The following is a 21,372-nucleotide window of genomic DNA, read 5'->3' on the forward strand; positions in this document are numbered from 1 at the left end:
ATGGAGCGCTGCTCTTACACAGCGGATGTCGGCGGACGGGCCGGGGGCGGAGTCCCCGCTGCGTCCCGGGGCCTGGGCGGCGGGGACAATGGTCCTGTGACCTACCGCTATCGCGTGCTCGGTACCACCCGGGCCGTTCGCCAGGACGGGACCGAGGTGCCGCTCAGCGGGGCGCGGCTGCGGGCGCTGCTCTGCGCGCTCGCCGCCGCCGGGGGCCGGGTCGTGGGCACCGGACAGCTGGCGGACCAGATCCGGGGCGAGGACGCGCACACGCCCACCGATGAGATCGCGGCGCTCCAGGCCCTGGTGGGGCGGGTACGGCGAGCCCTCGGAAGCGCTGCCGTGGCCTCGGCGCCCGGCGGCTACCGGCTGAACGCGGACCGCGACGACATTGACCTCTACCGCTTCGAACGGCTCGCGGCCGAGGGCACCGCGGCCCTCGGCGCCGGCGATCCGCGGCAGGCGGCCACGGTGCTGGACGAGGCCCTGGCGCTCTGGGACGGGCCCGCGCTCGCGGACCTTCCGGGACGGGACACCGACCCGCGTGCCGTACGCGCCGAACAGCGGCACACCGAGGCCCGCCGCGCCCGGCTGGCCACCGATGTCGCGCGGGGGAGGCCGGAGCGGGCCCTGGCCGGTCTCGCGGCCCTCGTCGCCGGGCAGCCCCTCGACGAGCCGCTCCACGCGCTGCGTATCCGGGCTCTGCGCGCGGCCGGCAGGCCGGCCGAGGCTCTCCAGGCGTATGAGGAGGTGCGCATCCGGCTCGCCGAGCGTCTGGGTACCGGACCCGGCCGTGAGCTGCGGGCGCTGCACGCCGCACTGCTGGCCGATGACGAGCCCGCGCCCACCGCCCCGGCTGCTTCGACCGCCCCCGCTGCCTGGGCCGCCCCGGTGACCTTGACCGCCCCGGCTGCCTCGACGGTCCCGGTGGACTCGGTGTCCCTCGCCCCCGCGGACCAGGCCATCCCCGGTAACCTCCGCGCCCCTCTCACCTCCTTCGTCGGCCGCGAGCCGGAGCTGGCCGCGCTCGCCGCCGAACTCCCGGCCGCGCGGCTGATCACGCTGACCGGTCCCGGCGGCGCCGGAAAGACCCGGCTCGCCATCGAAGCCGCCCGCGCGGCGGCCGGGGCATGGCCGGACGGCGTGTGGCCTGCCGAGCTGGCCCCCGTACGCGACCCGGCCGCCGTGGCCGAGACGGTGCTCACCGCGCTCGGCGCCCGCGAGACCGTGGTAAGGGGCCCGGCGGCCGGGGAAGGCACGCCTCGCGACGCGCTGACACGGCTCGTCGATCACTGTGGACAGCGGCGGCTGTTGATCGTGCTCGACAACTGCGAGCATGTGATCGACACCGCCGCCGTGCTCGCCGAGACCCTGCTCACCGGCTGCCCGGGAGTGAGCGTGCTGGCCACCAGCCGCGAACCGCTCGGCGTGCCGGGCGAGTCCGTACGTACCGTCGGGCCGCTGCCGCAGGACATGGCCCTCCGGCTGCTCGCCGAACGCGGCGCCGCCGCCAGGCCCGGATTCCGTACCGCCGACGACCCGGTCGCGTGCGCCGAGATCTGTGACCGGCTCGACGGGCTGCCGCTAGCCATCGAGCTGGCCGCCGCGCGGCTGCGCGCGTTCGAGCCGCGTCAGCTCGCGGACCGGCTGGACGACCGCTTCCGGCTGCTCGGCGCGGGCAGCGGGGCCCGGACCGTACTGCCGAGACAGCGGACGCTGCGGGCCGTCGTCGACTGGTCCTGGGAGCTGCTCACCGAGGGCGAACGGGCCGTACTGCGCCGTATGTCGGTCTTCTCCGGCGGCTGCGCCCCCGCGGAGGCGGAGGCCGTGTGCGAGGAGAGCGCCGAGGACGGGAACACGGCGGGGCTGCTCGCCTCCCTCATCGACAAGTCGCTGGTCGTCGCGGACCCCGGGGGCGCGGAGGGTATGCGCTACCGGCTGCTGGAGACCGTCGGCGAGTACGCCGCGGAGCGGCTGGACGCGTCGGGGGAGCGGGCGGCCGTCGAGCGCCGTCATCTGGCCGTCTACCGGGAACTGGCCCGTACCGGCGACCAGGAACTGCGCGGTCCGCGCCAGGCGCTACTGCTGCGCCGGTTCGAGCGGGAGCACGACAATCTGCGTGCCGCGCTGCGTACCGCAGTCGACCACAAGGAGGAGCAGGAAGCGCTCTGTCTGGTGCTCTCGATGAGCTGGTTCTGGCAACTGCGCGACCACCGGCCCGAGGCCAGGGCCTGGTTCACCGCCGCCGCCGGGCTCGGTCCCGATCCCTTCCGGGCGCCCGTACGGCCCGCCGTACCCCTGACGGAGCCGTGCACGGCGCTCGCGCCGCCCTGGCCGGAGGAGCAGGTGTGGGAGGCGCGGCGCGGAGCGCGGCTGCTGGTGCTGGCGAGCAGCGGCGAGGCGGATGTCTCCGAGCCGACCTGGCCCGGTACGCCGTCGCGGCTGCGCGCGCTCGTCGCGGCGTACCGCCCCGGACTGCCGCAGATCTGCCGCCAGCCGGGAACCATGTGGTTCGTCGCCAAGCTGATGGTGGGGGACTTCCCCGGGATCGGCGCGGCTCTGGACGCACAGGTGCGGGCCTGCCGGGAGCGGGGGAGCGGCTGGGATCTCGGGGTGGCGCTGATGCTCAGGGCACAGCTGGCCGGACAGGGCCTGGACGGCGGTCCCGACGGGCCGGCCGGAGCGGCGCGTGACGCGGACGAGGCGCTGGCCCGGTTCGAGCGGGCCGGGGATCTCCACGCGATCGCCCAAGCCCTCTGGGCGCGCGGCGAGTTGTACGAGTATCAGGGGCGGTACGAGGAGGCCGCCGCCGACTTCGAACGTGCCATGGAGAGCTGTGCGCCGATCGGCGCGTTCGCCCAAGTGCCCCTGTTCAAGGCCCGGCTGGCGTCCGTACGCCTTGAGTCGGCGGGCGACCCGGCCGCCGAACAGGACGCCGAGCGGCTGCTGATCGAGGCCGTCGCGGAGGCCGCCGAGGCGGCGGGGCACGCCGAGGGCACCGCCCGGCTGTTGCTCGCCCGGCGCTATGGACGCACCGGACGCACGGATCAGGCGCGTACGCAGCTACGCGCCCTGGAGGAAGGCGCCCTGGAGGCGGACGCGGTGAAGGCGGACGCGGTGAAGGCGGACGCGGTGGAGGAGGGCGCGGCGACGGAGGACGCCGCCTTCGCCGAACAGCCCTTCCTCGGTGGTGTGGTCGCGGGCATGCACGGCTGGCTGGACTGTCTGGACGGGGACTTCGAGCGGGCGCGGGAGCGGACCGCTCAGGCCGTACGGCGGCTGGACGGCCTGGCCTATCTGGTCACCCCTCACCTGATCGTCCATCAGTTTCCCTGCGCGGCCTGGGCCAAGGCCCGGCTGGGGGCCGCCGAGGACGCGGCGCGACTGCTCGGCGCGTACGCCCGTCACCGGGCTCTGCCGGAGGGTTTCCGTATCGGGACCCTGCCGTCCGTCCCGGACGCGGAGATCCTCGCCAGGGCCGAAGCGGCGGTGCGCGCGGCGCTCGACGAACGGACCCGCGCCCGGACCCGCGCCGAGGGCGAGGGCCTCTCGGTGAAGGAGGCCGCCGCCCTCATCTGACGCCAGTGCCGCGACCGGCAACGTTCGCCCCGTCGAGGCGGCCGGCACGCGCGCTCGCGGCGTTGGCCAAAAGCCCGGGTAGCTCCGCTACCAGGACGTCCGGCCGCCTTGCGATCACACGCACCGGCCGCCGCTCCTCGACGGGCAAACCTTGCCGGTCGCGGCACTGGTCAGGTCAGTTGCGTCCGAAAGACGTTCGCGCGCCTCCGCCAGATCCTCTTCCGTCGGTGCGTCGTCCTGGGTGAGGTCGAGCCGCCAGTAGCCGGAGAAGTGGACCGACCGCTTGTCGAGCCCCCGCTCTTCGACGAGATGGCGCCGCAGCGCACGGACCGCGCCCGCCTCGCCGCCCAGCCAGGCGAGGACCGAACCCGCCGGGAACTCCGCGGCACGCACCGCCGCCACCAGCGGTCCGCCGCGCCCGGCGGGCGCCCCGCCGCGGTGCAGCCAGTGCACCGTCACCTCGCCCGCCGTCTCGAACCGCTGCTCCTCCGCCGCGTCCGCGACCTCGACATACGCCACCGCGCGGGCGCCTTCCGGCAGCGCCTCGACGAGGGTGCCGATCGCGGGCAGGGCCGTCTCGTCGCCCACCAGCAGCAGCCAGTCGGTCGTGCCCAGCGGTACGGGGGTGGCGAAATAGGCGGACGGCCCGAACATGCCGAGTACGGCACCGGGCGCGGCCTTCCGTGCCCACGAGGTCGCGGGACCGGCGCCCGCCTCCCCGTCCCCGCCGTCCTCCCCGTCCCCGCTGTCCCCGCCGACGTCGCCGTGCAGGACGAAATCGATGTCGATCGTGGCACGCAGCGGATCGTGCGACCGGACGGTATAGCTGCGCGTCCAGGGCCGCTCCTCCTCGGGGATCGCCTGGAACGCGCCGTACCACCGCATCACATCGCCGTCCGTACCGGCCTCCGGCAGCCGTGGGACGTGCTGCCCCGGCCTCGGGAAGTACAGCTTCACCTGCTGATCGGGCCCGTCCAGGGTGAAGTCGGCGAGGGACGGGCCGCCGAAGGTGACGCGTGCCATATGCGGCGAGATCCGCCGGACCGCGGTCACTTCGACGGTCCGTACCGGCAGCGCTCGTGGTGCGGCGCCGCCGTCCGGCTGAGGTGCGTTGTCTGTCATACGGGCCACGCTGGCAGCCGGCTCCGACACGGCACCGACAGCGCGCCTACACGCCGTCCGAGGCGCCGGCCGCGTCCACGGCGTCGGCGACCGTGTGGAGGAACCGGGCGTGCGCGCGGTGGCTGCCCGGCGCCTCCGGGTTCCACGGCACGATCCGCGCCCGCGCCTCGATGGCACGCCAGTGCGCGTTGCCCCGGAGTTCGTCGCGCGGCGCCGCGTTCGCGCGTACGTCCGCGAGCACGATGTCCGGTTCCAGCGCGGCCGCCTCGGCCCACTCGACCGTACGCCAGTTGGCCCCGCCACCCTCCGCGGGCTCGATCAGCGCCACCCCCAGTTCGCTGACGGCCCGTAGATCGGGCCAGGTCAGCGGCCGGGCCAGATACGCCGTTCCCGGTCCCGCCGCCGAGAGGGCCAGCACCCGGGGCGCGCCGGGGCGGTCCGCCGAGGCGCGCAGCCGGGCCTCCGCGCGCTCCAGGTCCGCCTCGGCGGGCCGGAGCGGTGTACGCAGCGAGCGGGCCAGCGCGGTGAACCGGTCCCTGATCCCGTCGAGTGAGCGGTCCTTCCCCACATCGAGGACGACGACGGGCACCTGCTCCTCCAGATGCTTGGCCGCCTCCGGGTCGATGCCGTACACCTGCCCGCCGCCATAGCTGACGGCGACGACGAGATCCGGCTCGGCCGCGAACAGGGCATCCAGATCGAGGGCGCCGCCCGCGCCGAAGGAGCGCAGTTCGTCGAGGGGCAGTTCGCCCGCCTTCGCCGGATCGGGGGTGTCCCCGTCATGGTGGGATCCGAAGATCCCCAGGGGACGCAGACCGTGGTCCCAGAGGGTCGCGCCCGCCTGTATGTAGGCCACCACCCTCGTCGGGTGACGTCGTGCCACGGTGACATGGCCGCGGTCGTCAGTGAACTCCCAGCTGTTGCCCGGGTTCATGCCTCGCCTCGTTCCGCTCGTGTTGGTGCGGTGTCCTGGGCACCGAATCCGTACGTGGGTTCGTAGGGGCGCCATCCACTCTCTGCCCAGCACGGGGCGCGCGGACTCCCGCCGGGTACCAGACGTTCCCGGGCGGACGGGACTTCGGACGTACTCGTCTATGGCTCGATCAGACCGGCCCGGATCGCGTAGCGCGTGAGCTCCAGCCGGTCCCGCAGCCCGAGTTTCTGGAGGAGGTTGGCGCGATGGCGTTCGACGGTCTTGGCGCTGATGACCAGGATTCCGGCGATCTCCTTGGAGGTGTGTCCCTCGGCCACCAGCTTGAGGATCTCCTCCTCGCAGTAGACGCCCCCAACTATCGCCCGCCCCGAGAGAGCGGTCCGAAAGCCGCCCCGGGCTCCCGCCCTCCTGGGGGGCGTACACCCGTGTGTCTACATGTCGGCGACCCCCGGATATGGGTGTCGGCTCCGATGGCGCCCCGGCGTCCCGGCGGGTGATCGTGTGAAGGACCCGAAGGGAAGGGAACCCGTGGCAGCCTTCGAAGACCGGCGACTCGGCGATCTCGCCACGCGGCTGCGCCAGGACGATCCCCGGTTCGCGCGTGCCCTGGAGTCCGGCTCCCCCTGCCCTCCGCGTGAGTACCGGTACGGTGTCGCCTGGCTGCTGCTGGCCGTCGCACTCGGCGGATTCGTTCTGGGCGTCGTCGTCGGCCATGGACTTCTCATCGCCGGCGGACTGGTGCTGGCCGGCGCGGCCGCCCATCTCTTCGACCCCGACCGGAGCCGCGTCCGGCGGGGCATCGCCCGCACTTCGGAATAGCCCTGTCCACGGACAGATCGCTCTTTTCCTCTCGTAAGGCCCAATCCTCACATTTTATTTTACGTTAAAATGGCGAGCGGGTGACCAACGCTCCCTTGAGTGTTGGTGTGCCCATGGCATTGATTCCGGGCGAACGGTCGGTCACGCGGGGCCTGAGGGGGCGGTTTCCATATGCGCGCTCCCCTGCCTGTCCGCCGCGCCGGATCGACCGACGCCGCGTCGGTCCCGTCGCGGGTGCCCTTACCGGAGTTGCCCGCACCGTTGCCTTCCGCGACGGTGCTTTCGCACGGCGCATGACGCGTGACCCGGAATCACTGTCTGGTGGTGGGCGACGCACCGTCACGCCCGGCCGCCAGGTGGGCCCGTCCGCGGGGCCGCCGTGCCCGCACACCGACACCCCACGCCCGCATGGAGCGTTCCCATGGAGCCCACAGCTCACGTCAGCAAAACCGCCCTGCCCGGGGTCGGTACCCGCTACGACCTCAGCACCGACGCGGGCAAGCATCTGTCGGTCGTCGTGCACCAGGACGGCCGGCGCATCCTCGCCTTCCACGATCCCGAGGACGACGACAACTGCCGGGACGCCGCGACGCTCGCCCCGCACGAGGCGACCGCGCTCTCCAAGCTCCTGACGCCCGATCCCGTCGCCCATCTGCACCAGCATCTCGAAATCGATCTGCTCACCGAGCACATCCAGATCACCAAGCGGTCCCCGTACGTGGGCCGGACACTCGGCGCCACCCGGATGCGGACCCGCACGGGCGCCTCGATCGTCGCCGTCCTGCGCCGCACCGACGCCTTTCCCTCACCCACCCCGGACTTCCGCTTCGCCCTGGGGGACACGCTCGTCGTCGTCGGCACCCGGGAAGGCGTGGACGCCGTCGCCGAACTGATCACCGGAGGATAAGCGCCCGTGCACAACACCACCGCACTGCTCATCGAACTCGGGGCCATCATCCTGGGCCTCGGGATACTCGGCCGGCTCGCGGGCCGGGTGGGCTTCTCCGCCATTCCGCTCTATCTGCTCGCCGGGCTCGCCTTCGGCCACGGCGGGCTGCTGCCGCTCAACGCGAGCGAGGAGTTCGTCGCCACCGGCGCGGAGATCGGCGTCATTCTGCTGCTGCTCCTGCTGGGGCTGGAGTACAGCGCCTCGGAACTCGTCTCCAACCTCAAGACCCAATACCCCTCCGGCATCGTCGACTTCGTACTGAACGCCGTACCGGGCGCCGCCGCCGCGCTGATCCTGGGCTGGGGCCCGGTCGCCGCGGTGGCCCTGGCCGGTGTCACCTGGATCTCCTCGTCCGGCGTGATCGCGAAGGTCCTCGGCGACCTCGGCCGGCTCGGCAACCGCGAAACACCCGTGATCCTCGGTGTCCTGGTCATCGAAGACCTCGCCATGGCCGTCTATCTGCCGCTTCTCACGGCGCTGCTCGCCGGACTCAGCCTCGCCGGCGGGAGTCTCACGCTGCTGATCTCGCTCGGCACGGTCGGCGCCGTCCTCTACCTGGCCCTGCGTCACGGGCGGCTGATCAGCCGTGCCGTCTCCTCCGACAACCCGGAGATGCTGCTCCTGGTGGTCCTCGGTCTCACGCTCCTGGTCGCCGGAGTCGCCCAGGAACTCCAGGTCTCCGCCGCCGTCGGCGCGTTCCTCGTCGGTATCGCGCTCTCCGGCGAGGTCGCCGAGGGCGCGCACAACCTGCTGGCCCCGCTGCGCGATCTGTTCGCCGCCGTCTTCTTCGTCTTCTTCGGTCTGAACACCGACCCGGCCGCCATTCCGCCGGTCCTCGTGCCGGCCCTGATCCTGGCGACCGTCACCACCCTGACGAAGATCGGCACCGGCTGGTACGCGGCCAGGCGGGCCGGAGTGCGGACCGCCGGCCGCTGGCGCACCGGCGGCACGCTCGTGGCGCGCGGTGAGTTCTCCATCGTCATCGCGGGACTGGCGGTCGGGGTGGAGCCGCGGATCGGGCCGCTGGCCACCGCGTACGTACTCCTCCTGGTGATCCTCGGCCCGCTGGCGGCCCGTTGGACGGAACCGCTGGCCCGGCGCCTCACCCGTAAGCGCGCTCCTGCCGCGCCCGCCCCCGCGCCCACACCGGCCGCTGCTGCCTCTGCCGCGCCCGCCTCTGCCGCCTCCGCGTCGCCGGTGGCGTCCGCCCCGCCCGGGGGGGAACCGCCCGTAGCGGAACCGCCCGCCACGGAAGCGAACGACGCGGCGCCCAGCCACCCCTGAGCCCGGAGCCGCTCCGGGGCACCGCTCCGGAACACCGGTGCGGCTCCGGAACAACGGAAACGGGGCACAGGAAGCGCGCCCCTGCGCCCTGTGCCCCTGCGGTGCCGGTGCCGGGTGTCCGGCCTGGTGCCGGCACCCGACGCCGAAATCTGCCGCGATACCGGCAGGCCCGGACAGGAAAACTCCCAGGCAGCCCCCCCTGAGCCGAGCCGGACCGGTGATCCGAATCAAAATCTACAGGACTGTAGAAGAGTCCGGGAGTACGCCTCGTGAGACCGGGGGACGCGGGCTCGGTAGCATGTACGACCTGCCCCCGGATATGGCGGCGCGGCAGGAGGGAGACATCGTGAGGGTGCACGGCAGTCCGGACGAGCGTCCCCGCCGGCGCGGTCAGGGCGAGCTGGAGGCCCAGGTACTCACCGCGCTGCGGCAGGCGCCGGGGCCCGTCACGGCCGCCTGGGTGCAGGACCGGATCGGCGGGACACTCGCGTACACCACGGTGATGACGATCCTGACCCGGCTCCAGGCCAAGCGCGCGGTGACACGGGAGCGCGCCGGCCGCTCCTTCGAGTGGCGCGCGGCCTCGGACGAGGCGGGGCTCGCCGCCCTCCGGATGCGCAAGGTGCTGGACGGGGAAACGGACCGCGAGGCCGTGCTGGCGCGATTCGTCACCGCGCTCTCCCCGGACGACGAGCGGCTGCTGCGCGACCTGCTCGTCCTCCCCGAGGACAGCCCCGGCCCCGGCCTCGAATTCCAGCCCGGCCCAGGATTCCAGCCCGAAGCCGATTCCGAGGGCGGCTCCAGGGACGCGCCCGAGGACGGGGCGGGGGCCTGACGGAATGGGGCTGTTCGTCTTTCTGCCGCTCGTCCTGCCGCTGACCGCACTGCCCATCGCGCGCCTGGCCGAGGTCCATCTCCATCCCCGTGTCGCCACCCGGCTGCTGTCGGCGCTGGCCGGCGTCCTGGCGCTGTGCAGCACCCTCTGTCTGGGGCTGCTGGTGGTGGTCGGTACGGCGCAGTTGCCGGGCAATCCCCTGCCGGACGGCTGGTCGGACCCGGAAGTCAGGGAGGCGGTCCCGTACGACGAGATAGCGGGCAAGGTGGCCATCATCGCCCTGGCCGGGGTCACCGTCGGCTGCGCGGCCGCCGCCGGGCGCCACCGCCGGGTATGCCGCCGCGCACAGCGCGCGCTGGCCGGGCTGCCCGACGGCGAACTCGCCGTACTGACCGACGACGCGCCGTACGCCTACGCACTCCCCGGCCCCCGGGCCGCCACCGGGCCCGCCGTCGGCTCCGGCATCGCCGCTCGGGGGCGGATCGTGGTCTCCACGGCCATGCTCGCGTGCCTGGACGACCGGGAACGTACCGCCCTGATCGCGCATGAGCACGCGCATCTCAGCGGCAGGCACCACCGGTTCCTGCTGGCGGTACGGCTCGCCGCGCGGGCCAATCCGCTGCTGCGGCCACTCAGGTCGGCGGTGGCGTACACCACCGAACGCTGGGCGGACGAGGAGGCGGCCAAGGTCACCGGCGAGCGCACGGTCGTGGCCCGCGCGATCGGCAAGGCCGCGCTGGTCTCCCGGGCCACCCCCACGCCGACCCTGGCCGGTTTCGCCGCGTCGGGACCGGGGCCGGGACCGGTGCCGCGCAGGGTGGCCGCGCTGCTGGGGCCCGAACCCTCGGCCGTCCGCTGGCCACCGATGTTCACGGCGGTGGGGCTGGCGGTCTGGGCGGCGGCTGCCGGAACGCTCGGCTCCGCCCTGTCCTCGGCGAACGCGACCGTCACGCTCTTCCTCCTGCTGAAGGCCGCCACGCCCCTCTGACGGAAGGCCGCCGCGCCCCTGCGACCGGCGGCCAGGACCGCGCGCCTGTACCGACGCCCGCGCCGACGCCCGCGCCCGCCGTCAGGTCCTGCCCGCCGTGAGGTCCTGCCCGCTGTCGCGGTCAGGTCCGCGCGGGCTCCCCGGCCCCGACTTCGGCCGTGGCCGCTTCATGGGCCTCGGCCGCCCGCGCGATATTGCGGGCCATCCCGCCGAACACCACCGCGTGGAACGGCGAGACGCTCCACCAGTAGGCGTGGCCGAGCAGCCCCCGTGGATGGAACACCGCCCGCTGCCGGAAGACCGTGCGGTCCCGGTCGTCCCGGTCCACGCGCAGCTCCAGCCAGGCGAGCCCCGGCAGCCGCATCTCCGCGCGCAGCCGCAGCAGCCGGCCCGGCTCGATCTCCTCCACCCGCCAGAAGTCCAGCGAGTCACCGACCCGCAGCCGCGCGGCATCGCGTCTGCCCCGGCGCAGTCCGACCCCGCCGACGAACCGGTCGAGCCATCCCCGTACCGCCCAGGCGAGCGGGAACGAGTACCAGCCGTTGTCACCGCCGATGCCCTCGATGACGCACCACAGCGAAGCGACCGACGCGTCCACGGTCAGTTCGCGGCGGTCGGTGTAGAGGCTGCCGCCCGCCCAGTCGGGGTCGGTGGGCAGCGGATCGCTCGGTGCGCCCGGTACGGACGCGGACGACCAGCGGGTTGTCACCTGGGCGTCCTGGATACGCCGCAGGGCGAGTTCGACCGCGCGGTCGAAGGGAATGGGACCGCCCGGCGGATCGGGGAGGTACCGGGTGATGTCCCGCTCATGGCAGATGACCTCATGGCGCAGGGACTCCGCCAGCGGCCGGGCGATCGAAGGGGGGACCGGCGTCACCAGACCGATCCAGTGGCTGGACAGCCCCGGTGTCAGGACGGGCACCGGAAGGATGAGCCGCCGGGGAAGCCCGGTCACCGCCGCGTACCGCCGCATCATGTCCCGGTACGTCAGCACGTCGGGGCCGCCGATGTCGAAGGCCCGGCAGACCTCGGCGGGCAGCCGGGCGCAGCCCACGAGAAGGCGCAGCACATCACGGACCGCGATCGGCTGGATGGACGTACGCACCCAGCTGGGCGTCACCATCACCGGCAGCCGCTCCGTCAGATAGCGCAGCATCTCGAACGAGGCGGACCCCGAGCCGATGACGACCGCGGCGCGCAGCACCGCGGTCGGCACGCCGGAGCCGAGGAGGATACGGCCGACCTCGGCGCGCGAGCGCAGATGCGGGGAGAGTTCACGCTCGGGGACCCCGGCCGGGGTGAGACCGCCGAGATAGACGATGCGCCGTACGCCCCCCGCCTTGGCCCGCTCCGCGAAGATCCGGGCGGCCCGCCGGTCCGTGGCCGCGAAGTCCCGTCCCGTACCCAGCGCGTGCACCAGGTAGTACGCCACGTCGATACCGTCCATGGCCGCCCCGACGGACTCGGGGTCGGTCACATCGCCGCGCACCACCTCGGTACGGCCGACCCAGGGGTGATCACGCAGTTTGCCGGGCGACCGGGCCAGACAGCGGACCGTATGGCCCGCGTCCAGCAGCTCGGGCACCAGCCGGCCGCCGAGGTATCCCGTGGCACCGGTGACCAGACAGCGCGCGCCCTCGCCGGGTTCCGTGGCGGCCCTCGCGCCGGAGACCGCTCGCTCCGAGGCGGCCGGGAGATCCGACTCGTCCGATGTCATGCGCCGCACCCCACTTCCAGGGTTTCCGTTCGAGGTTCCTCAGGAATGAGCCTGTGCCCGGAACGGAGGGGCTGCAAGGCGACCGCGGATCACGCGCTTACGCGCTCTCCGGCCGACGGGCCGGATCCGCCGGCGCCGGCAGGGGAGGCCCGAACAGCACCGCGCGCGCCATCCGTGGCGCGAAGAGCCCGCTGACCGGCGCGGTCAGCGCGCAGGCGGCGCGGAACGCGGCTCCGACCACCGGATCGCCGGGAGCGCGGTCCACCACCCGTCTGACATACCAGGCGCCGGGACGGTCCACCACCCGCGTCCGCGCCGCGTTGCCGGTCGCCCCGGGCAACTCCCCGTGCGTCCGTGCGTCCGTGCGTCCATGTGCCCATGTGCCCATGCGTCACCTCGGCGGGTCGTCCCGGTGTGTCCGCTCACGCGCCGGGGCGCCCACCGGCTCATTCACCGGCTCGTCCACCGGCTCGTCCACCGGCTCGTCCACTGGTCATTCCTTGCGGTACTGGTACGCCTCCGCCGCCGCGGCGGCCACCGCGTCCAAGTCGCCGCCGGCCGAGGCGGTGACCATCGCGGCCACCGCGCCCTCCACGAAGGGCGCGTCCACCAGCCGGGCACCCTCCGGCAGTTCGTCCCCCTCGGCGAGCAGCGACTTCACCGTCAGCACGGCGCTGCCGAGATCCACCAGGATCGCGATCCCCGCCCCCCGGTCCACCTCCGTGGCCGCGGCCACGATCAGCTCGGAGCTGGTGCCGAGCCCGCCGTCGGGGGTGCCGCCCGCCGCCGCCACCGGGGCGGTCGCACCGCCGGCCGCCAGCCCCCGCGCCAGCGCGGCGACGGCTACGGCGACCGGCCCGCTGTGCGACACCAGGACGATGCCCACCGGCGCCTTGATGCTCATTCCAGCGCCCCTGCCGCCCCTGCCGCCCCTGGCGCTCCCGCCGCCTCCGCCGTTTCCGCGAGCGCGCCGATCAGCAGGGCGGAGGAAGTGGCCCCCGGATCCTGGTGCCCGATGCTCCGCTCGCCCAGATAGCTCGCCCTGCCCTTGCGCGCCTGGAGCGGGACGGTCGACAGCGCTCCCCGGTCCGCCGCTTCCGCCGCCGCCGCGAACGAGGTGCCGAGCGCCTCGACCGCGGGCTCCAGCGCGTCCAGCATCGTCTTGTCGCCCGCCTTCGCCCCGCCCAGCTGGGCCACCGCCGCCACCCCCGTACGCAGGGCCTCGGTCAGCTGCGCGGACGTCACCTCGGTGGCGTCGCCGAGTGCCTTGCCCGTGCGCCGCAACAGCGTCCCGTACAGCGGACCGGCCGCGCCGCCCACTGTGGAGATGAGCTGGCGTCCCGCCAGCATCAGTACGGCGCCGGGGCCGGCCGGCTGCTCCTTCTCCAGCGCGGTCACGACCGCCCGGAGACCGCGCTGCATATTGCTTCCGTGGTCCGCGTCGCCGATGGCCGAGTCCAGCTCGGTGAGCCGGTCCGCCTCACGCTCCACCGCGGCCGCCGTCGCGGTCAGCCAGCCGCGGAAGAAGCCGGTGTCGAGCATCCGGCCGGGATTCTGATCGGTCACGTGATCTCCTCGCCCCGTGGGTCGGTGCCCTGCCGACCCTGCTGTCCGTCCCTGCCGTGCCGGGTTCCCGTCGGTACTCAGCGGCCCCAGCGGAGCGCGGCGGTCTCGACCGGCGCGTCCCACAGCCGCAGCAGTTCCTCGTCCACCTGGCAGAGAGTCACCGAGCAGCCTGCCATGTCGAGCGAAGTCACATAGTTGCCGACGAGCGTACGGGCCACCGCGACGCCCCGCTCGCCCAGCACCCGCTGCACCTCGGCGTTGAATCCGTACAGTTCCAGCAGCGGTGTGCCGCCCATGCCGTTGACCAGAGCGATCACGGGGCCCGACGGCCGCAGATCCTCCAGCACCGCGTTCACGGCGAAGTCCGCGATCTCGTGCGATGTCATCATCGCGCGCCGCTCACGGCCGGGCTCGCCATGGATCCCGATACCCAGCTCCAGCTCGCCCTCGGGCAGGTCGAAGGTCGGGCTGCCCTTGGCGGGCGTGCTGACGGCGGTCAGCGCGACACCGAAGCTCCGCGCGCTCTCGTTCACCCGCCGGCCGATCGCCTCGACCCGCTCCAGCGGCTGCCCCTCCTCGGCCGCGGCCCCCGCCAGCTTCTCGACGAACAACGTCGCACCCGTACCGCGCCGCCCCGCCGTAAACAGACTGTCGGTCACCGCCACATCATCGTTGACCAGCACCTTCGCGATCTGTACGCCCTCGTCCTCGGCCAGCTCGGCGGCCATGTCGAAGTTCAGGACGTCCCCGGTGTAGTTCTTGACGATGAACAGCACCCCGGCCCCACTGTCGACAGCGGCGGCGGCCCGCACCATCTGATCGGGCACGGGAGACGTGAACACCTCACCGGGACAGGCGGCGGAGAGCATCCCGGGCCCGACGAACCCGGCATGCAACGGCTCATGCCCGGACCCACCCCCGGACACGAGCCCCACCTTCCCCGCCACGGGCGCGTCGCTCCGTACCACCACACGGTTGTCCACATCGACGGAGAGCCTGGGATGAGCGGAGGCCATACCCCGCAGGGCATCCGCGACGACCGTCTCGGGCACATTGATGAGCATCTTCATGGTTGTCTCCCCGGTAGGCAGCAGCTGTGTCTCTGGCGATGGTTTCCGCAGGTCATGCCGTCTGTGGCCACGCTCTGATCTTGGCGGTCCCCGGCGGTCCGAAGCGGCTTCCGGCGGTACTGACGCCGACCCCGTACCGACGGTCCTGACGCATGGTCAGCTCCTTGGGTCGCGAGTGGGAACGCTCCGCGGCGGTCCGACGTTCGGATCCAGTATCGATCCAACCTCACCACCCGGCACGGCCTGGGGCACAAGGGCTTGTTACCGACGGCGACGTACATTTATTCGGGTGAGGCGGGTCGCTGTTGATCCACACCATCGGATTCAGGGCGGATAGGCCTTGCCCCAAGGCCGGGTAGTTAGTGTTTTCGCAGGTCACGCAAGGGGAGTTGACGTCCATGTGGTGGCGGCCTAGAGGCCGAGGCTGATTTTGTGGATGAGTCCGGTCTCGGCCCATCGGGAGAGCTGTCTGTACATGGTGTCCAGGGTGACGTCCCCGAAGTGTGCGGCAATGTCGCGGGGGCGCCGGAGACGGGTGGGGTCTTCCTGGAGCAGGGCCAGGATCCGATGCCTGCGTCGCTGGGTGGGAGTGGTGTGGCGGTCGTCCCTGGAACGGGTGGGCAGCACGGGCTGCGGATCGGGGGGTTCGAGGACGGTGATGACGAGACCGGTGACGGTGCGGCTGGCGTCGGGCCGTCCATCGCCTTGTCGCTCGCTGTAGCGGGAGATCGGTGATTTGACCTTGCGAGTGCTCACCCGCTCCCGTCGGGGCGGGAGCAGGTCGTCCAGGATCGTGTGGCGGAGTGCGCGTCTGCGACGCTGGCGCCGCCGATGGTCTTGCCGCGTTTTCGCGCGCTCTCGTGGCCCTCCAGGGTGCGGTCTCGGATGTACTCGCGCTCCATGCCCGACATGGCAGCCAGCACGGTGAACACGATGCCGGACGGGTCGTGCGAGCCCTTCAGCTCCCCGGTGAGCAACTCCAGGCCGACGTCACTCGCCTTCAGCTCCTCGGCGAGCATGGCGAGTTCGATGCCGCGGCCCAGCCGCTTGTGCTCGTGCACGACGAGGGTGACGGCGACACCGGAAGAGCGGATCTCCCCGGCGAGCTGGACGGCGGCCTCCAGCTCGGGGCGCTTAGTGGCACGGGTGGAGATCTTCTCCGAGAAGACCCGGGTGACCCCGGCCTCGGCGAGAGAGTGGAGCTGGGCGTCCAGGACTGCCGCGCGGTCGAGGCACGGGCGTACCCGAGTATGACGTGCCCGACCGGCTCGGCGCCGGCGCGCACAGGCCGGGGCAGCTCGGTCCACATGGACCCCGGCTTACGGACGGCCGGGGTCGGCACGTTCAGCACCCTTGGCCAACTGAGGCACGAGGCGGAAGCGGGCGGTGTGGTACTGGTTGGCTACCTTGCCCTTGCCGGTCCGGCACGGGGAGCGCGCGGGGGCCGCACTGCCGATCAACACCGCCGCCGAGGGCATGGGCCACATTGCCTTCCTGCTGCTGGTCCTGTTCGCCGAAACGGAACGCACCTTCACCGCCGAACGCGCTGCCGGCGCCCGCGCCGTCGCCGAAGCCGCAGGTCGTCGCATCGGCCGCCCCGTCGCCCACCCCGCCGACAAGATCGAGTACGCGCGCCTGCTCAAGGCCCAGGGCGCCGGCTACGGGGAGATCAGCACCAAGACCGGCATCCCGAAAACCTCACTGCACCGCTACCTACAGGGGTAGGCGCACCGGAGGCGCTGAGGTGGTCAAGGCCGGACGGCGCCTCCGCCGGAGGTCGGTGAGTCCCGAAAGCCTGCTCTGGTGGTTGCCGCGGTGCGGGGCCTCGGGGCCAGCGCCGCGCGGAGCGCCGGGGTGAGGATGTGGCGGGTCTCGGACGGGGTGAGGGCGGCGGGGGTGGGGAGAGGGTTGAGGTAGCGGGTGTAGATGAGGCCGCCGAGGATCGTCACCACGGCCGTGGCGCGGGCGGTCGCGTCCCGGCCGCCGAGAAATTCAACAAGTCGGGCCAGCAGCTCGCGTTCCAGGTATTCGCGGATCACCTCGGCGGCCTCGTCGCCTTGGGCGGTGAGCTGGAGGAAGTCGGCGTCCTCCCACAGGTCCGTCACCGCGTCGATCAGGCGGTCGGGGAGGGTGTCCGGGTCGCCGCCGAGGACATCGTCCACCGCCAGCGCATTGGCGCACTGGAACTGCATGACGTCCGCGAACAGGCCCTTCTTCGAGCCGAAGTGGTACGCGATCAGCGCCGGGTCGACTCCGGCGGCCCCGGCCACCGCGCGCAGGGTGGTACGCCGGTAGCCGCGCTCCAGGAACAGCGCACGGGCCGCCGAGACGATCGACTCGCGGGTCGGCGGGTTGCCGCGGGGGCGGCCTCGGGTGCGGGCGGAGGCAGGGGCGGCGTTATTCATCAGCGTTGAGCCTGCGTTTCGTGATCGGCACAGTCAAGGGCGTTCCGGGAACCACACGAAGGGATGACCCGACATCATGCGTATCGCAGTCTTCGGCGCCAACGGACCGACCGGCCGCCATCTCACCGACCAGGCCCTCGCCGCCGGCCACGAGGTCGTCGCCGTGACCCGCCGCCCCGGCTCCCTCCCTGCGCGGCCCCGCCTCGTCGTGGCCGTCGCCGACGCCACCGATCCGGCGGCTGTCGACGCCGCGATCGGCGGGACGGACGCCGTCCTCTCCGCATTGGGTGCGCGCTTCAGCAAGGAGACCATCACCACGTACTCGGCGAGCGCCACGGCCATCACCGGGGCCATGACCCGCCACGGCGTCAAGCGGCTGCTCGCCGTCAGCTCCAGCATCGCCGACCCGAACTGGCGTCCCACCGGCGCGCACTTCTTCAACCAGGTGCTCGACCCGCTCGTGAACCGACGTCTCGGCCGCACCCTCCACGAGGACATGCGCCGCATGGAGGCCGTGATCCGTCAGACGGACCTCGAGTGGACCCTCGTCCGGCCCTCGGGCCTCTTCGAGCACCCCGTCGTCACGGACTACCACACCGCCGAAACCAGCGCCGACGGCGTCTTCACCGCCCGTGCCGACCTCGCCGCGAGCATGCTGCGCGAGCTGGAGGAGCGGCGGTACGTCCGTACGGCCATGGGCGTCATCACCACGGCCGTGCAGCCGAACATCGCCAAGCTGATCTGGAACGAAGGGGTGAAGAAGAAGTGAGCCGGGCGACCGTCGAACTCCCTGCCGCCACAAAGGCGTTCCTCACTCGCCCCCACACCGCCACCCTCACCACCCTCCGCTCCGACGGCACCCCGCACGTCACCCCCGTCCGCTTCACCTTCGACGTGGCCACCGGCCTGGTCTGGGTGGCCACTCGGGCGGGAGCCCACAAGGCCCGGAACGTGGCGGCGGGCGGCTCGGCGGCCCGTGTCGCGCTCTGCCAGGCGGACGGCTTCCGCTGGGTCACCCTCGAAGGCGGGGCCGCCGTCACCGGCGACCCCGCGCGCCTGGCCGAGGCGGTCCGCCGCTACACCGTCCGCTACCGCACGGCTCCGCCCGCCCCGCTGGACCTGGTCGTCGTCGAGATCGCCGTCGACCGCGTCCTGAGCCTCAACCTCTGAATCCCCCTAATGAAAGCGAAGTGACACCGCGATGCCCGCCCTCCCCGTCCTCGAGTCCACCCTCCACTACCGCGAGTCAGGCGACCCCGACGGGCTGCCCTTCGTCTTCCTCCACGGCAATCCCACCTCCTCCCACCTGTGGCGGAACGTCCTTCCGGGTGTGGCCGCGCCCGGCCGCCGCCTTCTGGCCCCCGACCTCATCGGCATGGGCGACTCCGGCAAGCCCGACCTCGCCTACTCCTTCGACGACCACGCCCGCTACCTCGACGCCTGGTTCGACGCCCTCGGCCTTGCCGAGGCCGTCCTCGTCGGCCACGACTGGGGCGGCGCGCTCGCCTTCGACCGCGCCGCCCGCCTGCCGGGCACCGTCCGCGGCCTCTCCTTCACCGAGACGATCGTCAAGCCGCTGGTCGGCGACGAATTTCCGGCGGCCGGGCGGGAGTTGTTCACCCTCCTGCGCACCGCCGGGGTAGGCGAGGAGATGATCCTGGAGAAGTCGCTGTTCATCGAGGGTCTCCCGGACACGCTCGCCACCCCGCTCGACCCTGCCGATCTGGAGGTCTACCGTCGGCCCTTCCCGACCCCGCACAGCCGCCGCCCGGTACTGGCGTGGACGCGCATGATGCCGCTGGACGCCGAGCCCGCCGACGTCGTGGCCCGCGTCGAGCGCTACGACGCCTGGCTGGCCGCCAGCCCCGACGTCCCCAAGCTGCTCGTCGCGTTCGAGCCGGGCCCGGGCGCGATGACCGACCAAGGGGCCGTGGCCTGGTGCGAGGAGAACATCGCGGGCCTGGAAGTCTCCCGCCACGGCCTCGCCGGCCACCACTCCCCGGAGGACCGCCCCGAGGAACTGGCCACGGCGATCAACGCCTGGGCCGACCGCCATGGGCTGGCGCGCCAGTAGGTGTCCTCAATCACGGCGGTGCCGGTCGTTCCGGGGCCGGCTGAGCTGCCGCCGACGGGTGTACGCGCCGCGATCGCCGTTACCGTCGAACGCCTCAGCGAACGGAAACCCTCGGATGCCGCCTCCCGGCCAGCTCCTGGAAGCCCTGCACCCAGGACGGCAACGACACCATGAGTGTGCTGTTCCCGGCGGGAGTGGTGGCCGAGCTGGAGCACTGGACCGGCGCCGACTACCCGACACCCCGATCGCGAAGGTCCATTCCTCGTCGTCACCGAGATACTCGATATCGCGGCAAGCGCATCGTGTACCTGCGCAACGGCACCGGAACGGTGGGCGCAGCCTTACCCTCTGCCGCGCGCCGTGGCCATGAGCCATGACGTCCAACGGGTCCTGCGGCAGCTCGGCATGGGAGCCGAACTCGACGGGATGCTCGACCCCTGGGGCCTGGACGGGCAGCGGTTCAGCTTCGCGGACGGGTCTGGTCGGACACTGGGCGGGTCGGAGTATCCGCTGGAGTCGGAGTCCGGCCACGCGCAGATGTCCGGGTTCTCGCAGCCCGACCTGGATCCTGCTGGAGCGGCGGGTGCAGGCCGATCCCCGGATCGACCAGTACCTACACAGCGGTCGAGTCGTCGCGGGGCTCCGGGCGGCCAAGTTCTTTGAGCCATCCAATGTCGACAAGCTCACAGCCATACCCGGAACCCCTGGGCGCGACGATCTTACGAATGACCGCCTCAGGCCCACGCTCGGAAGGTAGGACAAGCTGAGGGCTCCGGCCCGCGCCCTGGCGGGATCTCCCTATCGCTTGGGCAGCAGTGACTTGGGGATGTACGCGGCGACGACCTTGTTGCCGTCCACGGCCTCGGCGATGATGAAGTCCACGGCAACGCTGCACAGCGCGTACGCGTCGGCGGCGCTGAGCGCGCCCTTGGTGGCATCGCGGAGGAAGCCGATGGCTTGGGTGGCGGCTATCTGCAGTGCGATGTCGAGGTCCGCGTCGATGCCCATCGACACCATGTGGTCGGGCAGTTCGGCTCGTGGGTACTCCAGGCCGGCGCCCTTGCGCACGATGAACTGAGCGGTCAGCGACATGGAGTGTTCGATCGCGGTCTGGTCGATCTCACCGTGGCCCTGCGCGCCGTGGCTGTCACCGGTGTAGAACTGTGCTCCGGGCTGGAACACCGGCAGGAACAGTGTCGAGCCGGCGGTGAGGTCACGCACGTCGAGGTTGCCGCCCCACCGGTTGGGCGGGTTGGCCGAGACAAAGCCCGCCTCGGTGGGCGGCGCAACGCCGGTGATTCCCATGAACGGTTTGAACGGCACCCGAATACCGGGCGCGAACTGATAGTACTTGTTGTGCTTGTCGAGCGTGAGCAGCCGGGTCGACCGTTCGCTGAGCAGGTTCGGCAGGACACCGCTTCCGGGGCCGGTGCTGTTGATTCCGTACGGCACACGCGGTGAGACATCCAGGATGCGGATCTCAAGGACGTCCCCCGGTTCGGCCTCCTTGATGTAGAGCGGGCCGGTGAGGACGTGGCCGCTGGACCCTGGGGTACGGGGAATCGTGTGGATCTCTTCCAGCTCGGGAAGTACCCGGTCGCCGGGGACGCCGAGCGCCTCGAAGTACGCCACGGGGCCCCGCGCGTCCGAGACGCCGGACTGATTGACAGCGTCGATCTTCACCACGGTCCCGGACTTCACGGTCAGGACCGACGGACGGCTGGTGGGAAACCATCCCCACAGCGCCGTCTCCTTGCTCGTCCTGAGCAGCACGTCGTAGCGCTGCTTGCCAAACCCGGCTCGCGCGGCCTCCGCCGCGAAAGCGGTGCCGGCGGACAGCGCCGCGCCGAGGGTGAGACCGGCGCCGCTCGCACCTGCCGCGCGCAGCAGGTTGCGCCGCCTGAACATGGACCGGGCCAGTGCCGTGGACTTCGCACGGCCGAGTGATCTGGGGGAGTTCACGCAAGGACCTCCGAAGAAAGGGGCGGGTGCTGGGATTACCCGTTGGAGCAGGAAAGATTCCGGGCGCG

At 72.4% G+C, this 21,372-nt stretch carries 21 protein-coding genes and 1 pseudogene; 10 read left to right on the top strand and 12 right to left on the bottom strand.

Annotated elements, in window-relative coordinates; translation table 11 throughout:
• Nucleotides 1–96 precede the first annotated feature (96 nt).
• On the top strand, nt 97–3,579 hold the full coding sequence (locus ACIRQP_RS16940; protein WP_403889954.1) for an AfsR/SARP family transcriptional regulator: 3,483 nt from the start codon (nt 97–99) through the stop codon (nt 3,577–3,579).
• A gap of 114 nt (nt 3,580–3,693) precedes the next feature.
• Here ACIRQP_RS16940 and ACIRQP_RS16945 read toward each other — a convergent pair whose 3' ends face one another.
• The 3 genes and pseudogenes from ACIRQP_RS16945 to ACIRQP_RS16955 all read right to left on the bottom strand — a co-directional run.
• Entirely contained in the window at nt 3,694–4,701 is a 1,008-nt protein-coding gene (locus tag ACIRQP_RS16945) for a siderophore-interacting protein (protein ID WP_403889957.1), read from the bottom strand.
• A gap of 46 nt (nt 4,702–4,747) precedes the next feature.
• Nucleotides 4,748–5,635, bottom strand: coding sequence for an ABC transporter substrate-binding protein (locus tag ACIRQP_RS16950; protein WP_403889960.1), 888 nt, complete (start codon nt 5,633–5,635; stop codon nt 4,748–4,750).
• Between the two features lie 158 nt (nt 5,636–5,793).
• Nucleotides 5,794–5,973, bottom strand: a pseudogene (locus ACIRQP_RS16955) (response regulator transcription factor); the annotation flags it as partial.
• A gap of 190 nt (nt 5,974–6,163) precedes the next feature.
• Here ACIRQP_RS16955 and ACIRQP_RS16960 point away from each other — a divergent pair.
• From ACIRQP_RS16960 to ACIRQP_RS16980, 5 genes are all read left to right on the top strand, one after another.
• Nucleotides 6,164–6,454, top strand: coding sequence for a DUF3040 domain-containing protein (locus ACIRQP_RS16960; RefSeq protein WP_403889963.1), 291 nt, complete (start codon nt 6,164–6,166; stop codon nt 6,452–6,454).
• Between the two features lie 421 nt (nt 6,455–6,875).
• On the top strand, nt 6,876–7,361 hold the full coding sequence (locus ACIRQP_RS16965) for a cation:proton antiporter regulatory subunit (RefSeq protein ID WP_403889966.1): 486 nt from the start codon (nt 6,876–6,878) through the stop codon (nt 7,359–7,361).
• A 6-nt stretch (nt 7,362–7,367) separates the two neighbouring features.
• Nucleotides 7,368–8,687: a cation:proton antiporter gene (locus tag ACIRQP_RS16970; RefSeq protein ID WP_403889969.1), complete on the top strand. Its 1,320-nt coding sequence runs from the start codon at nt 7,368–7,370 to the stop codon at nt 8,685–8,687.
• A gap of 319 nt (nt 8,688–9,006) precedes the next feature.
• A complete protein-coding gene (locus ACIRQP_RS16975; protein WP_403890057.1) occupies nt 9,007–9,522 on the top strand; it encodes a BlaI/MecI/CopY family transcriptional regulator in 516 nt (171 codons plus the stop codon).
• A gap of 4 nt (nt 9,523–9,526) precedes the next feature.
• A complete protein-coding gene (locus ACIRQP_RS16980; protein ID WP_403889972.1) occupies nt 9,527–10,510 on the top strand; it encodes a M56 family metallopeptidase in 984 nt (327 codons plus the stop codon).
• A gap of 121 nt (nt 10,511–10,631) precedes the next feature.
• Here the strand turns inward: ACIRQP_RS16980 and ACIRQP_RS16985 are convergent, their stop codons facing one another.
• From ACIRQP_RS16985 to ACIRQP_RS17015, 7 genes are all read right to left on the bottom strand, one after another.
• Nucleotides 10,632–12,227 (bottom strand): SDR family oxidoreductase, encoded by a 1,596-nt coding sequence (locus ACIRQP_RS16985; protein WP_403889975.1) that lies wholly within the window; start codon nt 12,225–12,227, stop codon nt 10,632–10,634.
• A gap of 97 nt (nt 12,228–12,324) precedes the next feature.
• Nucleotides 12,325–12,615 (bottom strand): hypothetical protein, encoded by a 291-nt coding sequence (locus ACIRQP_RS16990; RefSeq protein WP_403889977.1) that lies wholly within the window; start codon nt 12,613–12,615, stop codon nt 12,325–12,327.
• Nucleotides 12,616–12,720: 105 nt separating this feature from the next.
• On the bottom strand, nt 12,721–13,131 hold the full coding sequence (locus ACIRQP_RS16995; protein ID WP_403889980.1) for a PTS-dependent dihydroxyacetone kinase phosphotransferase subunit DhaM: 411 nt from the start codon (nt 13,129–13,131) through the stop codon (nt 12,721–12,723).
• On the bottom strand, nt 13,128–13,769 hold the full coding sequence (gene dhaL, locus ACIRQP_RS17000) for a dihydroxyacetone kinase subunit DhaL (protein ID WP_403890059.1): 642 nt from the start codon (nt 13,767–13,769) through the stop codon (nt 13,128–13,130). The genes ACIRQP_RS16995 and dhaL overlap by 4 nt, the downstream gene beginning before the upstream one ends.
• Nucleotides 13,770–13,870: 101 nt before the next feature.
• Complete coding sequence (gene dhaK / locus ACIRQP_RS17005) at nt 13,871–14,863, bottom strand: dihydroxyacetone kinase subunit DhaK (protein ID WP_403889982.1); 993 nt, start codon at nt 14,861–14,863, stop codon at nt 13,871–13,873.
• A 411-nt stretch (nt 14,864–15,274) separates the two neighbouring features.
• Nucleotides 15,275–15,619: a hypothetical protein gene (locus tag ACIRQP_RS17010; protein ID WP_403889985.1), complete on the bottom strand. Its 345-nt coding sequence runs from the start codon at nt 15,617–15,619 to the stop codon at nt 15,275–15,277.
• A complete protein-coding gene (locus tag ACIRQP_RS17015; RefSeq protein WP_403889988.1) occupies nt 15,616–16,170 on the bottom strand; it encodes a recombinase family protein in 555 nt (184 codons plus the stop codon). Before ACIRQP_RS17015 ends, ACIRQP_RS17010 begins: the two co-directional genes overlap by 4 nt.
• A gap of 91 nt (nt 16,171–16,261) precedes the next feature.
• Between ACIRQP_RS17015 and ACIRQP_RS17020 the strand changes: the two genes are divergently transcribed.
• Nucleotides 16,262–16,588, top strand: a complete 327-nt coding sequence (locus ACIRQP_RS17020) for a hypothetical protein (RefSeq protein ID WP_403889991.1) — start codon at nt 16,262–16,264, stop codon at nt 16,586–16,588.
• Between the two features lie 23 nt (nt 16,589–16,611).
• On the opposite strand, the gene ACIRQP_RS17025 is transcribed toward ACIRQP_RS17020, so the two are convergent.
• Complete coding sequence (locus ACIRQP_RS17025; RefSeq protein WP_403889994.1) at nt 16,612–17,268, bottom strand: TetR/AcrR family transcriptional regulator; 657 nt, start codon at nt 17,266–17,268, stop codon at nt 16,612–16,614.
• Nucleotides 17,269–17,344: 76 nt separating this feature from the next.
• Between ACIRQP_RS17025 and ACIRQP_RS17030 the strand changes: the two genes are divergently transcribed.
• The 3 genes from ACIRQP_RS17030 to ACIRQP_RS17040 are packed head-to-tail and all read left to right on the top strand — an operon-like array spanning nt 17,345 to nt 19,342.
• Nucleotides 17,345–18,037 (top strand): NAD(P)-dependent oxidoreductase, encoded by a 693-nt coding sequence (locus ACIRQP_RS17030; RefSeq protein WP_403889997.1) that lies wholly within the window; start codon nt 17,345–17,347, stop codon nt 18,035–18,037.
• Nucleotides 18,034–18,438, top strand: a complete 405-nt coding sequence (locus ACIRQP_RS17035) for a pyridoxamine 5'-phosphate oxidase family protein (protein ID WP_403890000.1) — start codon at nt 18,034–18,036, stop codon at nt 18,436–18,438. Before ACIRQP_RS17030 ends, ACIRQP_RS17035 begins: the two co-directional genes overlap by 4 nt.
• Before the next feature lie 31 nt (nt 18,439–18,469).
• On the top strand, nt 18,470–19,342 hold the full coding sequence (locus ACIRQP_RS17040; protein WP_403890003.1) for a haloalkane dehalogenase: 873 nt from the start codon (nt 18,470–18,472) through the stop codon (nt 19,340–19,342).
• 798 nt (nt 19,343–20,140) lie between these two features.
• On the opposite strand, the gene ACIRQP_RS17045 is transcribed toward ACIRQP_RS17040, so the two are convergent.
• A complete protein-coding gene (locus ACIRQP_RS17045) occupies nt 20,141–21,304 on the bottom strand; it encodes an acetamidase/formamidase family protein (protein WP_403890006.1) in 1,164 nt (387 codons plus the stop codon).
• Nucleotides 21,305–21,372: the final 68 nt, after the last annotated feature.

The organism is Streptomyces sp. NPDC102274, from assembly GCF_044766385.1.
Lineage (GTDB): Bacteria > Actinomycetota > Actinomycetes > Streptomycetales > Streptomycetaceae > Streptomyces.

What these genes read in the sequence shown, in the direction of transcription:
- ACIRQP_RS16945 (WP_403889957.1), bottom strand. Translation starts at nt 4,701, where the DNA reads ATGACAGACAACGCACCTCAGCCGGACGGCGGCGCCGCACCACGAGCG.
- ACIRQP_RS16950 (WP_403889960.1), bottom strand. Translation starts at nt 5,635, where the DNA reads ATGAACCCGGGCAACAGCTGGGAGTTCACTGACGACCGCGGCCATGTC.
- ACIRQP_RS16965 (WP_403889966.1), top strand. Translation starts at nt 6,876, where the DNA reads ATGGAGCCCACAGCTCACGTCAGCAAAACCGCCCTGCCCGGGGTCGGT.
- ACIRQP_RS16975 (WP_403890057.1), top strand. Translation starts at nt 9,007, where the DNA reads ATGGCGGCGCGGCAGGAGGGAGACATCGTGAGGGTGCACGGCAGTCCG.
- ACIRQP_RS16980 (WP_403889972.1), top strand. Translation starts at nt 9,527, where the DNA reads ATGGGGCTGTTCGTCTTTCTGCCGCTCGTCCTGCCGCTGACCGCACTG.
- ACIRQP_RS16985 (WP_403889975.1), bottom strand. Translation starts at nt 12,227, where the DNA reads ATGACATCGGACGAGTCGGATCTCCCGGCCGCCTCGGAGCGAGCGGTC.
- ACIRQP_RS16990 (WP_403889977.1), bottom strand. Translation starts at nt 12,615, where the DNA reads ATGGGCACATGGGCACATGGACGCACGGACGCACGGACGCACGGGGAG.
- ACIRQP_RS16995 (WP_403889980.1), bottom strand. Translation starts at nt 13,131, where the DNA reads ATGAGCATCAAGGCGCCGGTGGGCATCGTCCTGGTGTCGCACAGCGGG.
- dhaL (WP_403890059.1), bottom strand. Translation starts at nt 13,769, where the DNA reads ATGCTCGACACCGGCTTCTTCCGCGGCTGGCTGACCGCGACGGCGGCC.
- dhaK (WP_403889982.1), bottom strand. Translation starts at nt 14,863, where the DNA reads ATGAAGATGCTCATCAATGTGCCCGAGACGGTCGTCGCGGATGCCCTG.
- ACIRQP_RS17025 (WP_403889994.1), bottom strand. Translation starts at nt 17,268, where the DNA reads ATGAATAACGCCGCCCCTGCCTCCGCCCGCACCCGAGGCCGCCCCCGC.
- ACIRQP_RS17030 (WP_403889997.1), top strand. Translation starts at nt 17,345, where the DNA reads ATGCGTATCGCAGTCTTCGGCGCCAACGGACCGACCGGCCGCCATCTC.
- ACIRQP_RS17040 (WP_403890003.1), top strand. Translation starts at nt 18,470, where the DNA reads ATGCCCGCCCTCCCCGTCCTCGAGTCCACCCTCCACTACCGCGAGTCA.